Raw genomic sequence first — 14,356 nt, 5'->3', positions numbered from 1 at the left:
CTCACGGTGGTGTCCTTGTTGAGTTTGAAAAAAGAGTTAGCCATTGGAGTTCGGCATCAAACCTATAACCTTGAGTGGTTTTGTAGGTTTTATTGATTTTTGCAGATATCCGATGGTGCCCGTGCGGCCAACAGGGGGCACCGATAATGGGTGCACATCATGTCTGAATCTCACTTGCCAGCCCCCACTTTTCGCGTTTTGAGCCTCATCCCTCCGATGACGCAGCTCAACACGCCTTACCCCTCCACCGCCTACCTGACGGGGTTTTTGCGTTCCCAGGGCGTGGATGCTGTGCAGGAGGATTTGGCCTTGGCCTTGGTGTTGGAGTTGTTCACGCCGAACGGGTTGGCCCAAGTGCGAGCGTCTGCCTTGGCGCAGCCAGAGGCCCAGCGCAGCGCCAGCGTGAATTACTTTTTAGACTATTTCGAGAGCTACCAATCCACCATTGCCCCCACCCTTGCATTTTTGCAAGGGCGTGATGCCACGTTGAGCCACCGCATTGCAGGCCGAGGCTTTTTGCCAGAAGGCCCGCGCTTTGCATCGCTGGACGCCTATGACGATGAAGGCAGTGGTGACCCCTTGGCTTGGGCCTTTGGGGCGTTGGGTCAACAAGACCGCGCACGCCACTTGGCCACGTTGTATTTGAACGACCTGGCCGATGTGCTGCGCGATGCGGTCGACAGCCGCTTTGAATTTGTGCGTTACGCCGAACAGCTGGCGGGCAGTCAAGCCACGTTCGAGCCCTTGGCCCAAGCCTTGGCCGCCGCCCCCACGCTGGTGGACGACACACTTCAAGCTTTGACGCTGGCGGTCATTGCCAAACACCAGCCGCAGTTGGTGTTGCTTTCCGTGCCTTTTCCTGGCGCGGTGTACGCAGCTTTTCGCATGGCGCAGACCATCAAGGCGCATCACCCACACATCCACATTGGCTTGGGCGGCGGGTTTGTCAACACCGAGTTGCGCGAGCTGACCGAGCCTCGCGTGTTTGACTATGTTGACTTCATCAGCCTCGATGCCGGCGAGCGGCCTTTGCTGGCTTTACTTGAGCACTTGCAAGGCAAACGAAGCGTGCAGCGGTTGGTGCGTACCTTTGTGCGCAACGATACGGGCGAGGTGCGCTTGATGAACTGGGCCGAGCCCGATGTGCCGTTTGAGGATGTGGGCACACCCACTTGGGATGGCTTGCCGTTGGACCGTTATCTGTCGCTGCTTGACATGCTCAACCCCATGCACCGCTTGTGGAGCGATGGCCGTTGGAACAAGCTGACGGTGGCCCACGGCTGTTACTGGAAGAAGTGCAGTTTTTGCGACGTGAGCCTTGACTACATCTCGCGCTACGAAACGGCTTCGGCAAGCACGCTGGTCGATCGGATTGAAAAAATCGTGGCCGAGACAGGGCAAACCGGTTTTCACTTTGTAGATGAGGCAGCACCACCCAAGGCCCTTAAAGCTTTGGCTGAAGAGCTGTTGCGCCGCAAGGTTCATATCTCTTGGTGGGGCAATATTCGATTTGAAAAAACCTTCACGCCCGAGTTGGCTGAATTGCTTGCGCAGAGTGGTTGCATCGCCATGTCGGGCGGTTTGGAAGTCGCCTCAGATCGGCTTTTGAGTTTGATGAAAAAAGGCGTCTCGGTCGAGCAGGTGGCGCAAGTCACCAAAGGCTTCTCGGAGGCAGGCATCTTGGTGCATGCCTATTTGATGTACGGCTTTCCGACGCAGACACTGCAAGACACCGTGGATGCGCTGGAGTACGTGCGTCAACTGTTTGAGAACGGCTGTATTCAAAGCGGTTTCTTCCATCGCTTTGCCTGTACCGTGCATTCACCTGTGGGTCAAAACCCCGCGGACTACGGTGTGCAAGTGGTGCCCCTGCCAGAGGTGAGTTTTGCGAAAAACGACATTGCTTTCATCGACCCAACCGGCACAGACCACGACACCTTAGGCCTTGGACTGAAGAAGGCCATTTACAACTACATGCATGGCGTGGGGGTGGAGGAGGATGTGCGCCAGTGGTTTGAGTTACCAAAGGCCAAGTGCCCCAAAACCACGGTGCCGCGTCATAAAATTGCCAAAGCCTTGGGCTATTGATGGGTCAGGGCGCGTTGGTAAAAAATGCGTTTCACCACTTCGACCACGCCCAGATAGGTGACCACCATCGCCCCCAAGATGCCATAAAAATACGCAGGGGGTGCCACAAAGCCCAGATGCGATCCCAGCGGTGTGAGCGGCAGCCCGATGGCCGTGGCCACAACCGCAATTGAGGTGAAGGCGAGCAATGGATGCGGCTTGCTCTTGAGTGGGTTACCGCGCGTGCGAATGATGAAAATCACCAACACCTGTGTGCAAAGCGACTCCACAAACCACCCGGTTTGAAACAGTTGTTCTTCGGCTTTCAAAACTTCCAGCAATACATAGAAGGTCAAGAAGTCGAACACCGAGCTGATGGAGCCGATGACCAGCATGAAGTTTCGAATGAAGTCGAGGTCGAGCACGCGTGGCTTGGCCGTCTCTTGCGCATCCACTTCATCCAATGGAATTGGAATTTCAGAGATGTCATACAGAATGTTGTTCAGCAAAATTTGCGTGGGCAACATCGGCAAGAAGGGTAAAAACAAAGCCGCTCCTGCCATGCTGAACATATTGCCAAAGTTCGAGCTGGTGCCCATCATGATGTACTTCATGATGTTGCCAAACGTCCGGCGTCCTTCCAACACGCCGGCGTGCAACACATTCAAATCTTGTTTCAACATGATGATGTCGGCGGCTGCTTTGGCCACATCAACGGCTGAGTCCACAGACAAGCCCACGTCTGCTGCGTGCAGCGACGGCGCATCGTTGATGCCATCGCCCATATAGCCCACCACATGGCCATTGCCCTTGAGCGCCAAGATGACACGCTGTTTTTGCCCGGGGTTCACACGACAAAACAGATTCGCAGTTTCTACGCGGCGTTGCAGCGCTTGGTTGTCGAGCTGGGCAATTTCTTTGCCGGTCAACACGCCTGTCACTTCAATGTTCAATTGCGCACACACATGACGCGTGACCAAATCACTGTCACCGGTGACCACCTTGATGGTGACGCCCGCTTGTTGAAGTTTCGCAAGGGCAGGGGCTGCGCTTTCTTTGGGCGGATCAAGAAAAGCGGCAAAGCCTGCCAACACCAAGGCCGATTCATCGTTCACCACGGCCATGGCGTGATCGCGCGGCACTTCGCGCCACGCCACACCGAGCACGCGCAAGCCGTCGCTTTCCAGTGCGTGGTAGCGATCACGAATCGCTTGCAAGCGAGCATCGTTGACTTCGCTGGGGGCGATGCAGCCCTCCGCGTTGATTTCTACATGCGTACATAAGCGAACAATGTCTTCGGCCGCACCTTTGGCGACCAGCCAGCGTTGCGTACCGTTATCGACCAACACCGAGACGCAGCGGCGCTCAAAGTCAAACGGTATTTCATCAATTTTTTGCCAAGCGCTGACGTCGATGGTTTGGTGATTCAGAATGGCTTCGTCGAGCGGGCTTTTCAAACCTGTTTCAAAAAAGCTGTTGATGTAAGCCAGCTCTAAAACACGGGGGCTGTCCTGGCCACTGAGGTCTAAATGGCGCTCAAGGCGAATCTTGGCTTCCGTGAGCGTGCCTGTTTTATCGGTGCACAGCACATCCATAGAACCCAAATCTTGGATGGCCGTTTGTCGCTTCACGATCATTTGGAGCTTGGCCAGTCGAATGGCGCCACGCGACAGCGTGACCGACACCACCATCGGTAGCAGCTCAGGCGTCAAGCCCACAGCCAACGCCACCGCAAACAAGAACGACTCCAACCAAGGTTTATGAAACCATGCGTTCACCAACAGCACAAACAACACCAACACCACGGTCAATCGCATGATGAGCATGCCAAAGCGGCGCGTGCCTATTTCAAACGAGGTGGCGGGCGTGGGCTTTTGAATGCTGTCTGCGATGTCGCCCATAGCCGTTTGCGTGCCCGTCTTGACGACCCACACACGCGCACTGCCACCAATGACGGAGGTGCCCATGAAAACGGCATTGCTGGCTTCTTGTAAGTCGGTGGACGTTGGGAGCAAGGTGCTGGGATGTTTTTCAACGGGGTAGGCCTCACCCGTGAGCAACGATTGGTTGACGAAGAAGTCATTGGCTTCTAACACCAAGGCATCGGCAGGCACCAAACTGCCGGCACTCAACAAGACCACATCGCCAGGGACCACATCGCGTACCGGTATTTCTACAGATTGGCCATCACGCAGCACCGTGGTTCGTACCGAAACCGATTGCCGGAGTTTGTCTGCTGCCGCATTGGCTCGGAACTCTTGCACAAAGTCCAAGGTGACGCTCAACAGCACGATGCCGCTGATGATGATGAAGTTTGTGATTTCACCCGTCAGTACCGACACGGAGCTTGCCAGCAACAGCACCACAACCAATGGATTTTTGAAGCGGGCGAGAAACTGGCGAATCAGCGACGGACCTTGATGGCTCGACAGTGTGTTGGGGCCAAAATTGCGGATGCGTTCCAGCGCTTCTGTCGATGACAACCCGAGACTTGCCGTTTTGGCTGTGTATTCGCTTGGCGTAGTTATCCACCAAGGCGCTGCATTGGCGCTGGTTTTTGGGCCGACTGAATCTTGGGGTATCACCATCTTTAAATTTTCTTGATCGTAGTTCTGAAATTGGGTGAATTTGAGATTAGAATTACGGCTTCGGAATTAAACACTCCACGCGGGAATAGCTCAGTTGGTAGAGCGCAACCTTGCCAAGGTTGAGGTCGCGAGTTCGAGCCTCGTTTCCCGCTCCAATTTCAAAGAGCCCCTGAAACAGATGTTGCAGGGGCTTTTTTGTATCTATCGAAGCAACACCAATGACCCACAGAAGTTTGGATGCACCCACCTCGCAAGAGTTATTTCGCCTGACCGACAACGGTTCTGGTGGATGGTTGCAGACTGCCAAGCGTCGGTTGAAATTTCGTTTGCGTTATTGGTGGTGCGAAGCACATTTGCGACGCATTCACAGCTTCTTCCAAGACCATGGATTGGCTGAACTCACGCACACCGAATTGCCGGTGATGTTGCGTCCCATGCGCCCTTATCTGTGGGGCGGTCTAGGGGTTGAAGCACGGACCAACGCCATGCTCGCGCATTTTGAGTGGTTGATGGCGCGTCACTCAGCCCAAGCGGTGGTTGATTTTTACAAGCGCGGTTCGTACACGTTCTTCAAACAAAGCTACCCTGAGGGTGATATCACCATTGATATCGAGCCTGGACGCGGTTTAGGGCGTGAAGGTGAGTTTGAGCTTCACCTCAAGTTCAACGGCGCTGCGGTGATGCGTGCTGCATTTAGTATCTTGCCTGCTCAGATGGTGGGTATGCAAGAGCCCGGTTTTGTCATGGCAATTGGGAACATGCAAGGCCAGCGTTTTTTGAATCAAGAAATCAAAATCGTCACGCAAAAAATGGAGCGCACACGTCCACAAAATATTTTGATGACTGCGTTGCAGGGCTTGGCTTCAGGCTGGCAATTAGTGGGGATGCTGGGGGTATCTGATGTCGCCCACGTTTATTCCGGTTATCGCAGTTTGTCTCAGCGTGTGGGCCAGAGCTACGACGGCCTGTGGGCAGAAATGGGCACCACGGGGGCTTTGTCTAAGGTGCATTGGAATTTACCGATCCAATGGGTCGCACGCTCAGAGCAAGATGTGCCTTCTAACAAACGATCGCAATTGCGCCGTAAAAACGAAATTCGCCAAAAGATTTTTGACGAAGTGGCACGCAACAGCGCAGGTCTTTGACCTCCTGCGCCGTGGACTTCGCGCTTACTTTTTAGGCAGTGCGCCGCCACTTTTCACACATTCATCCAGGGTTTTGAATTCGGTGAATTTTTTAGTGCGCTCGTAGCTGGTGCTGTTTTTGTCGTGACAAATGCCGGATTCCGATTTTTTCACAATCGGCTCAGCCGCTGCTTGACCGGCAACGGGACGGCCACCGCTCTTGATGCACTCGTCCATTGAGGCAAAGCCTGTAAATTTTTTGGTGTTACCAAAAGAGGCGCTGGTTTTGTCATGGCAGATGCCTGAATCTGATTTTTTAACCACGGGCTCTGCAGCTTCTTTTTTGTCAGCTGCATGTGACACGCTGAGGCACAAGCCCAGCAGGGTGGCCAGCAAAAGTCGGTGTGTGGTGCGCTGTGTCATGGATGCTCTCCTATAGGTTGTTTAGCGGTTTCCAGTTTTAAGCCATGCTTAAAAATTTCCAGTCCCAATATAGACTAAAAATATGAAAAATCAGCGTTGCTTAGCGCACGTCACAGAGGTGGCTGGCGTAAAATCAGCGCACACAACGACACTGCCCGAGTGGTGAAATTGGTAGACACAAGAGACTTAAAATCTCTCGCTTCCGTAAGGGGCGTACCGGTTCGATTCCGGTCTCGGGCACCATCAATAGGCACAAGGAAGGAGTTTCGTCATGGCACGCTACAACGCCGCGTATGAAATTCATGTGCATGGACTGATTCCCCTACAGGCCGAAGTTGGCCTGGAACAGTTGCAAGACGCGTTGCGCCCTTTGTGGCAATACGCAGGCGCCTCATCGCTCGAGGACGGCGCAAGCAGCTCATACCCCGAAGAGCCCGGTATTCGTTTCAACCCCGAAGAGCGCACATTGCAGATGTGCTGGACAGTCTCAGGCGATGACGATTTCCGTCAAAGCTTGGACGAAATGTGCATGAGCTTGAACGAGCTCACCGCCGCGGGTGCTCCCATTGAAGTCACGTTTTATGACAACGACTTTGACGAAGAAGACGAATCCCGTGGTCAAGACTCGCGTGATGATTTCATGATGCTGTTTGTGGGCCCTACACCTGCCGACATCATGCAAGCGCAACGCGACATGTTGGTCAACGACGTGATTCACCTGATGGAGCGCCACTTTGACGGCGCCGAATTGGGCGGCGTGGTCAATGAAATTGACAAGCTCTTTTCAGAGCGCTTTGACAACTTGGTGAACTCGCTCGATTTAGGGCGCCCTCCGCGTGGACCCAACGGCGGTCACGGTGGTGGCGGTCATGGTGGCCGCAAACCACGCCACTTGCACTGACACGCAAGACGACAAACCGAAGTGCCATTGCTTCGGATGTTTGAAACCATAAAAAACCGGCCTCTGCAAAGAGAGCCGGTTTTTTCTTAAGCGTTTCAGGCTCAGTTGGATTGGATGCCAATGCCTTTGAATTCGCCCGTGGCAATCCGCTTTTCCCACTCAGCAGGGCCTGTGATGTGAGCGCTGGTGCCGCCTGAATCCACAGCCACCGTCACGGGCATGTCGACCACGTCAAACTCGTAAATTGCTTCCATGCCGAGGTCGGCAAAGCCCACCACTTTGGCGTGCTTGATGGCTTTGGACACGAGGTAAGCCGCGCCGCCCACGGCCATGAGGTAGGCCGACTTGTGCTTCTTGATCGCTTCAATCGCGGTTGGGCCACGTTCGGCTTTGCCGACCATAGAAATCAAGCCAGTTTGCGACAACATCATCTCGGTGAACTTGTCCATGCGAGTGGCTGTTGTTGGGCCTGCGGGGCCAACCACTTCGTTGCCCACAGGGTCCACAGGGCCGACGTAGTAAATCACGCGGTTGGTGAAGTCCACGGGCAACTTCTCGCCTTTGGCCAACATGTCTTGGATGCGTTTGTGTGCGGCATCGCGGCCGGTGAGCATCTTGCCGTTGAGCAGAATAGTTTGGCCTGGCTTCCAGCTCGCCACTTCTTCTTTGGTGAGGGTGTTCAGGTCCACGCGCTTGCTCTTTTGTGTGTCTGGGGTCCAGTTGACATCGGGCCACAAGTCCAGCGAGGGCGCTTCCAAATACACAGGGCCTGAGCCATCCATCACAAAGTGGGCGTGGCGTGTGGCGGCGCAGTTCGGGATCATCGCAATCGGCTTGCTGGCCGCGTGCGTAGGGTACATCTTGATCTTCACATCAAGCACAGTGGTCAAACCGCCCAAGCCTTGTGCGCCAATGCCCAAAGCGTTGACCTTGTGGTACAGCTCCAGACGTAGTTCTTCGACTTGGCTGAGCTTCTCGCCCTTGCTCGATTTCTCCAGCAACTGGTACATGTCCAGGTCGTCCATCAAGCTTTCTTTGGCCATGAGCACAGCTTTTTCAGCGGTGCCGCCAATGCCAATGCCCAGCATGCCAGGCGGGCACCAGCCCGCGCCCATGGTGGGGACCGTTTTCAGCACCCAATCGACGATGTTGTCGCTGGGGTTGAGCATGTACATCTTGGATTTGTTTTCGCTGCCGCCGCCTTTGGCAGCCACGGTCACGTCCACTTTGTTACCGGGCACGATTTGCGTGAAGATGACGGCAGGGGTGTTGTCTTTGGTGTTTTTACGGGCGAACTGAGGGTCATCGACGACCGAGGCGCGCAACATGTTGTCGGGGTGGTTGTAGCCACGGCGCACGCCTTCGTTGATGGCGTCGTCCAAGCTGCCTGTGAAACCTTCCCAGCGCACGTCCATACCGATTTTCAAGAACACGTTCACGATGCCCGTGTCTTGGCAAATGGGGCGATGGCCCATGGCGCTCATCTTGCTGTTGGTCAAGATTTGCGCAATCGCATCTTTGGCGGCGGGGCTTTGCTCGCGCTGGTACGCGCTGGCCAAGTGGCTGATGAAGTCGGCGGGGTGGTAGTAGCTGATGTACTGCAGGGCAGCGGCGACCGATTCAATCAGGTCGTTTTGGCGGATCGTGGTCATGGATGAAGTCCTGAAAAAGGCCAGAGGTAATAACAGCGGGTGAGTTTACTCAAAGCCCCTGTCGGGATGCTGTCAGCTTGTGCGTGACGTTTGGGCATAAAAAAACCGCTGAGGTGCGCAGCGGTTTCTCATGGGGTGACGTCGTTACTTGATGGTCAAGACCCAAGCGGCCAATTTCTTGGCTTCTGCATCATTGACTTGTGTGTTCGCGGGCATAGGCACGGGGCCCCAAACGCCTGCGCCACCTTTTTGAATTTTGGTGGCTAGCTTGTCTGCGGCAGATTTGTCGCTGGCGTATTTAGCGGCCACATCTTTGAAAGCGGGGCCAACCAGCTTTTTGTCCGTGGCATGGCAGGCCATGCAGTTCTTGGATGTGGCCAAAGCTTGGTCAGCCCAAGCGGGGGCAGACACCGAGGTGACAGCGAAGGTGAGCAAAGTTAAAAGATTCTTTTTCATGTCGTAGCCCCTTCAATGCGTTAAGTCGTAGACATTGCGCCAGTTTATATCGGTCTGTAGACCGTCCATTTGTCCCCGCCCGGGGTGATGACTTGGCGTGTTGGCTTCGGGGAAGGCGTGATGCGTGGGCGATAATTAACCAAGACTTTTATTGACGCTTTTTTGACCGGAGCCCTCACATGCCTGCTTACCGTTCCAAGACCTCTACCGCTGGCCGCAACATGGCGGGTGCCCGCTCGTTGTGGCGCGCCACAGGCATGAAGGATGACGACTTCAGCAAACCCATCATCGCCATTGCCAACTCGTTCACCCAGTTTGTGCCAGGTCATGTGCATTTGAAAGACTTGGGCCAATTGGTGGCTCGCGAAATTGAAGCCGCGGGTGGCGTAGCCAAAGAGTTCAACACCATCGCTGTGGACGACGGCATTGCCATGGGCCATGACGGCATGCTGTATTCGCTGCCCAGCCGCGACATCATTGCGGATTCGGTGGAGTACATGGTCAACGCCCACTGCGCTGATGCGATTGTGTGTATCTCGAACTGCGACAAGATCACCCCCGGCATGTTGATGGCCGCCATGCGCTTGAACATCCCCGTCATCTTTGTGTCGGGTGGTCCGATGGAAGCTGGCAAAGTGCGTCTGGCCAATCCGCAAACGCAAGTCATGGAGTTCAAGAAACTCGATTTGATTGACGCCATGGTGATGGCGGCTGACGACAAAGTGTCAGACGCTGACTTGGCCGAGGTCGAGCGCTCAGCTTGTCCCACTTGTGGTTCGTGTTCAGGCATGTTCACCGCCAACTCCATGAACTGCTTGGCCGAAGCCTTGGGTTTGGCCTTGCCAGGCAACGGCACCGTGGTGGCAACACACGCTGACCGCGAACAACTGTTCAAACAAGCCGGCCGCACGATTGTGGATTTGTGCAAACGTTATTACGAACAAGACGACGCATCGGTCTTGCCACGCTCCATGGGCTTCAAAGCCTTTGAAAACGCGATTGCGCTTGACATCGCTATGGGCGGCTCGACCAACACCATCCTGCACATCTTGGCAATTGCCCAAGAAGCCGAGATTGAATTCACCATGGCCGACATCGACCGCATGTCGAAAATCGTGCCTCAGTTGTGCAAGGTCGCACCCAACACCAACAAGTACCACATCGAAGACGTGCATCGCGCCGGCGGCATCATGGGCATCTTGGGAGAGTTGGACCGCGCAGGCAAGCTGCACACCGACGTGGGCACCGTGTTGGGCAAGACCATGAAGGAGGTGCTCGACGAATGGGACATCGCGCGCAACCCCAGCGAGGCGGTCAAAAAGTTCTACATGGCAGGCCCCGCAGGCATTCCCACGCAAGTGGCCTTCAGCCAAAACACCCGTTGGCCTAGCCTCGACACTGACCGTTCCGAAGGTTGCATTCGCTCGCTCGACCATGCGTTCAACAAAGAAGGCGGCTTGGCTGTGTTGCGCGGCAACATCGCGCTCGATGGTTGCGTGGTGAAGACGGCTGGCGTGGACGACAGCCTGTTGGTGTTTGAAGGCCCTGCCCATGTGGTGGAAAGCCAAGACGAAGCCGTGGCAAACATCTTGAGCGACAAAGTCAAAGCAGGCGACATCGTCGTGGTGCGTTACGAAGGCCCCAAGGGTGGCCCCGGCATGCAAGAAATGTTGTACCCCACCAGTTACATCAAGTCCAAAGGTTTGGGCAAGGCCTGTGCGTTGTTGACCGATGGTCGTTTCTCTGGCGGCACTTCTGGTCTGTCGATTGGTCACTGCTCGCCCGAAGCGGCGGCTGGCGGCACCATTGGTTTGGTGAAGAACGGCGACCGCATTCGCATCGACATTCCGAATCGCAGCATCCATGTGTTGGTGAGTGATGAAGAACTGGCCAAGCGCCGTGTCGAGCAAGACAAGCTGGGCTGGAAGCCTGTGTTGGCGCGTCCTCGCAAAATCTCTGCTGCACTTAAAGCGTATGCCTTGCTGGCCACCTCGGCAGACAAAGGCGCGGTGCGTGATTTGTCTATGCTCGACTAATCAACAGGCTTAGCGCGCATGTTGATTCACCCGCAAATTGATCCGGTGGCGTTGGCTGTCGGCCCGTTGGCCATTCACTGGTACGGCCTGACTTACTTGGCTGCATTCGCTTTGTTTGTGGGTTTGGCACGCTTGCGTTTGACGCACGAGCCCTATGCCGCGCAAGTGGTGCTGGGGTCGTGGTCTAAACAAGACATCGAAGACATTCTGTTTTACGGTGTGATGGGCGTGGTCTTGGGCGGGCGCATTGGCTATTGCGTGTTCTACAACCCCGCGTATTACCTTGAGCATCCACTCGAAGTGTTGGCTGTGTGGCAAGGCGGCATGAGCTTTCATGGCGGCATGTTGGGTGTGTTTGTGGCCACGGCGGTGTTTGCGTGGCAGCGTCATCGCCCTTGGTTGTGGGTGACCGACTTCATTGCGCCTTGTGTGCCAACAGGCTTGGCCGCAGGTCGCGTGGGCAATTTCATCAATGGCGAGTTGTGGGGCAGGGCGGCTGACCCATCTCTGCCTTGGGCCATGGTGTTTCCGCAAAGTGGCAGCCTCATTCCGCGTCACCCTTCACAGATTTACCAATTCTTAGGTGAAGGCATTTTGCTGTTTGTGGTGCTGTGGCTCTACGCTCGCAAGCCACGTGCTGTGGGCGCTGTGTCTGGCGTGTTCATGATCGGCTACGGCAGCTTGCGCTTTATGGCCGAATACTTCCGCGAGCCCGATGCGCATCTGGGTTTGCTGGCACTGGGCATGAGCATGGGCCAATGGCTGTGCGTCCCCATGGTGTTGGTGGGTGTGGCCTTGTGGCTGCGCGCGGTGCGCCAAACAAATCCCGTTTAATTTTTTCGATTTAAGGGTTAATTCTTTGAGGGAAAGTCCCTGCGAATTAGGGCTGGTTTTTCGCTGTTTGAATCTCATAATTACGCGTAATTACAGAGATGCATCAACCCAAACCCAATGCGCACACTTCCTAGTTCCTTGCACGACGATGTGGCTTTGCAGCTGCGCAACTACATTTTTGACGGCCAGCTCAGGCCCGGCAGCTTCATTGACGAAGTGACTTTGTGTGAGCTGTGGTCCATCTCCCGCACGCCGTTGCGCGAGGCGCTGAAGGTGCTGACCGCCGAAGGCTTGGTGCGCCATGAACCGCGTCGAGGTTGCTTTGTGAACGAGGTGACCGAGCAAGACCTCGACGACATCTTTCCCGTCATTGCATTGCTTGAAGGCCGCTGTGCATTTGATGCCACCCAACGTGCCACGCCCGCCGATGTACAAGCTTTGGAGGTCTGGCATCAGCGCTTAAAGCAGCATGCCGAAGCAGGCCGCATCAACGACTATTACGAAGCCAATTTCGCCATTCACGAAGCCATCATCCAGCTGGCCAACAACAAATGGCTGGCGCAAACCATTGCCGACTTGCGCAAAATTTTGAAACTCGCGCGCTTGCAACAGCTGCACGCACCCGGGCGTTTGAAGCAGAGTTTGAAAGAGCATTTGGCGGTGTTCGCTGCACTCAAAGCCGGTGACGCTGCCGGGGCTGACGCCGCCATGCGCAATCATTTGTTGCAACAACGGGAGGCCTTGCGTGAGCTGGCCTTCGCCAAACGCAGTGTGTTGACGGCTTGATGCCAGAAAGAAAAATGGGAATGAACGCGACCACTTGGCTCAGCAGCAAAATCAACTTACTTCGAAACTCGGCCCCAGCTGCTGGCGAGGTGTCTAAGCCCGAAGACCGCTCCACGCGCGAGCGTTTGGATGCCACTTTGCGCCAAAAGAAAGAAGCCTTGTCACCGCGTTCATTGCGCCGCACGTTGACCCTGTTGCAAGCCGTGGTGGACCCACGCGTGAGCGAAGTGGAGGGCGGTCGCCGCGCCAAAGCTTTAGCAGATTGGTATGCCAAAGCCGACGCCGCAGAACGTCAAGATTTGTGGCTGCTCATTAGCGAGCAGTTCGGCCCAGATGCGGTGAAGGTGCGTGCCGCGCGTGATGATTACGACGCTGCATTGGGTACCGTGGACGAAGGCCCTGCTGAGATTCGTTTGCGTCGTGCCTTGGTCTCGCCTCGCACGCGCTTGTTGCAACGCTTTGCAGCCTCGGCAGGCGGCATGCGCTTTTTGGTGGACTTGCGTGCTGAGTTACTCCCACACCTCAAAGGCAACAAGCGGTTGTTGGCGCTGGACGCTGAGTTAGAGAATTTGTTCTCCACTTGGTTTGACGTGGCCTTTTTAGAGCTACGCAGCATCAGTTGGGATTCACCCGCTTCGCTGATTGAAAAGCTCATCAAGTACGAAGCGGTGCACGACATCCGCAGTTGGGCGGATTTGAAAAACCGTTTGGACAGTGACCGCCGCTGCTACGGTTTCTTTCATCCCAGCTTGCCCAACGAGCCTTTGATTTTTGTGGAAGTGGCCTTGCTGCACGAGATGGCAGACAACATCATGCCGTTGCTTGACGAATTGGCCGCACCGGAAGATTTGCAAAAGTCAACCGTGGCGATTTTTTATTCCATCAGTAACACGCAGGGTGGTTTGAAGGGGGTCAGCTTTGGCGACTCGCTCATCAAACGTGTGGTCGAAACTTTGCGTGGTGAATTCCCCAAGCTCAAAACCTTTGCCACGCTGTCGCCCATTCCTGGCTTGCGCCCTTGGTTGTCCAAGAATGTCGAGATGTTGCTGGGTCACCTGAATGAGAAAGAGCTGTCAGCTCTGGGGCGTGAAATCAGTTTTGAGCCACCGACAGCCAGCCATGTGTTGGCCGCCATTGAGCAGCCTCAAGTCCTCTCGGCGCTGTCAGCCAAATCGCCGTTGCGCCAGTTCCTCACGCGTGCGGGTGCGCATTACTTGGGCCAAGCCAAACACGGCGAGCAAGTGTTGGACCCCGTGGCACGCTTTCACTTGGGCAACGGGGCGCGCATTGAGCGCATCAACTGGTTTGCCGACCCTTCGGCCAAAGGCGTCAAACAATCGCACGGCTTGATGGTCAATTACCTCTACGATCTCAAGCGGTTAGACAAACATCGTCAAATGCTAGAAAAGGGCATTGCCCCTGCGTCTGGCGATGTGCAAGACATGTATTTCAAATGAGTCAGTGAACTAAAACCTTCAAGGAGACAAAC

The 14,356-nt window shown here is 55.2% G+C and carries 11 protein-coding genes and 2 tRNA genes; 9 read left to right on the top strand and 4 right to left on the bottom strand.

What is annotated here, in order from left to right; genetic code table 11:
* Positions 1-159: 159 nt before the first annotated feature.
* On the top strand, positions 160-2,088 hold the full coding sequence (locus B9Z44_RS01530; RefSeq protein ID WP_245912738.1) for a B12-binding domain-containing radical SAM protein: 1,929 nt from the start codon (positions 160-162) through the stop codon (positions 2,086-2,088).
* Here B9Z44_RS01530 and mgtA read toward each other — a convergent pair.
* Positions 2,082-4,655 (bottom strand): magnesium-translocating P-type ATPase, encoded by a 2,574-nt coding sequence (mgtA, locus tag B9Z44_RS01525; RefSeq protein WP_108401509.1) that lies wholly within the window; start codon positions 4,653-4,655, stop codon positions 2,082-2,084. The genes B9Z44_RS01530 and mgtA overlap by 7 nt on opposite strands.
* Before the next feature lie 79 nt (positions 4,656-4,734).
* Here mgtA and B9Z44_RS01520 point away from each other — a divergent pair.
* Positions 4,735-4,810: transfer RNA gene (locus B9Z44_RS01520), tRNA-Gly, on the top strand.
* 63 nt (positions 4,811-4,873) lie between these two features.
* A complete protein-coding gene (locus B9Z44_RS01515) occupies positions 4,874-5,800 on the top strand; it encodes a DUF535 family protein (protein WP_108359923.1) in 927 nt (308 codons plus the stop codon).
* 24 nt (positions 5,801-5,824) lie between these two features.
* Here the strand turns inward: B9Z44_RS01515 and B9Z44_RS15245 are convergent, their stop codons facing one another.
* Positions 5,825-6,202 (bottom strand): hypothetical protein, encoded by a 378-nt coding sequence (locus tag B9Z44_RS15245; protein WP_211308667.1) that lies wholly within the window; start codon positions 6,200-6,202, stop codon positions 5,825-5,827.
* Between the two features lie 153 nt (positions 6,203-6,355).
* Here B9Z44_RS15245 and B9Z44_RS01505 point away from each other — a divergent pair.
* Together B9Z44_RS01505 and B9Z44_RS01500 are read left to right on the top strand one after the other, a co-directional pair.
* A tRNA-Leu gene (locus B9Z44_RS01505) sits at positions 6,356-6,445 on the top strand.
* Between the two features lie 28 nt (positions 6,446-6,473).
* Positions 6,474-7,103, top strand: coding sequence for a DUF6806 family protein (locus B9Z44_RS01500; protein WP_108359922.1), 630 nt, complete (start codon positions 6,474-6,476; stop codon positions 7,101-7,103).
* Between the two features lie 101 nt (positions 7,104-7,204).
* On the opposite strand, the gene B9Z44_RS01495 is transcribed toward B9Z44_RS01500, so the two are convergent.
* Positions 7,205-8,755: a fumarate hydratase gene (locus tag B9Z44_RS01495; protein WP_108401508.1), complete on the bottom strand. Its 1,551-nt coding sequence runs from the start codon at positions 8,753-8,755 to the stop codon at positions 7,205-7,207.
* Positions 8,756-8,899: 144 nt separating this feature from the next.
* Positions 8,900-9,211 carry a c-type cytochrome gene (locus tag B9Z44_RS01490; protein WP_108359920.1) on the bottom strand — a complete coding sequence of 104 codons (312 nt, stop codon included), beginning with the start codon at positions 9,209-9,211 and terminating at the stop codon, positions 8,900-8,902.
* Between the two features lie 179 nt (positions 9,212-9,390).
* On the opposite strand from B9Z44_RS01490, the gene ilvD reads away from it, so the two are divergent.
* The 4 genes from ilvD (at position 9,391) to B9Z44_RS01470 (ending at position 14,324) form a co-directional block, all read left to right on the top strand.
* The gene (gene ilvD, locus B9Z44_RS01485) at positions 9,391-11,247 is read left to right on the top strand and encodes a dihydroxy-acid dehydratase (RefSeq protein WP_108401507.1); all 1,857 of its coding nucleotides are present in this window, start codon (positions 9,391-9,393) and stop codon (positions 11,245-11,247) included.
* A gap of 18 nt (positions 11,248-11,265) precedes the next feature.
* Entirely contained in the window at positions 11,266-12,081 is an 816-nt protein-coding gene (gene lgt, locus B9Z44_RS01480; protein ID WP_108359918.1) for a prolipoprotein diacylglyceryl transferase, read from the top strand.
* 117 nt (positions 12,082-12,198) lie between these two features.
* Positions 12,199-12,867, top strand: a complete 669-nt coding sequence (locus B9Z44_RS01475) for a GntR family transcriptional regulator (protein WP_108359917.1) — start codon at positions 12,199-12,201, stop codon at positions 12,865-12,867.
* 14 nt (positions 12,868-12,881) lie between these two features.
* Positions 12,882-14,324: a malonyl-CoA decarboxylase gene (locus B9Z44_RS01470; protein ID WP_370444602.1), complete on the top strand. Its 1,443-nt coding sequence runs from the start codon at positions 12,882-12,884 to the stop codon at positions 14,322-14,324.
* Positions 14,325-14,356 lie beyond the last annotated feature (32 nt).

It is taken from the genome of Limnohabitans curvus (assembly GCF_003063475.1).
GTDB classification, from domain to species: domain Bacteria; phylum Pseudomonadota; class Gammaproteobacteria; order Burkholderiales; family Burkholderiaceae_C; genus Limnohabitans; species Limnohabitans curvus.
Note: the sequence above shows the minus strand (reverse complement) of the source record. Positions and strands in the feature narration are given on the sequence as shown.

Coding starts and splice junctions, on each gene's coding strand:
- B9Z44_RS01530 (WP_245912738.1), top strand. CDS start 160: ATGTCTGAATCTCACTTGCCAGCCCCCACTTTTCGCGTTTTGAGCCTC.
- mgtA (WP_108401509.1), bottom strand. CDS start 4,655: ATGGTGATACCCCAAGATTCAGTCGGCCCAAAAACCAGCGCCAATGCA.
- B9Z44_RS01515 (WP_108359923.1), top strand. CDS start 4,874: ATGACCCACAGAAGTTTGGATGCACCCACCTCGCAAGAGTTATTTCGC.
- B9Z44_RS15245 (WP_211308667.1), bottom strand. CDS start 6,202: ATGACACAGCGCACCACACACCGACTTTTGCTGGCCACCCTGCTGGGC.
- B9Z44_RS01500 (WP_108359922.1), top strand. CDS start 6,474: ATGGCACGCTACAACGCCGCGTATGAAATTCATGTGCATGGACTGATT.
- B9Z44_RS01495 (WP_108401508.1), bottom strand. CDS start 8,755: ATGACCACGATCCGCCAAAACGACCTGATTGAATCGGTCGCCGCTGCC.
- B9Z44_RS01490 (WP_108359920.1), bottom strand. CDS start 9,211: ATGAAAAAGAATCTTTTAACTTTGCTCACCTTCGCTGTCACCTCGGTG.
- ilvD (WP_108401507.1), top strand. CDS start 9,391: ATGCCTGCTTACCGTTCCAAGACCTCTACCGCTGGCCGCAACATGGCG.
- lgt (WP_108359918.1), top strand. CDS start 11,266: ATGTTGATTCACCCGCAAATTGATCCGGTGGCGTTGGCTGTCGGCCCG.
- B9Z44_RS01475 (WP_108359917.1), top strand. CDS start 12,199: ATGCGCACACTTCCTAGTTCCTTGCACGACGATGTGGCTTTGCAGCTG.
- B9Z44_RS01470 (WP_370444602.1), top strand. CDS start 12,882: ATGGGAATGAACGCGACCACTTGGCTCAGCAGCAAAATCAACTTACTT.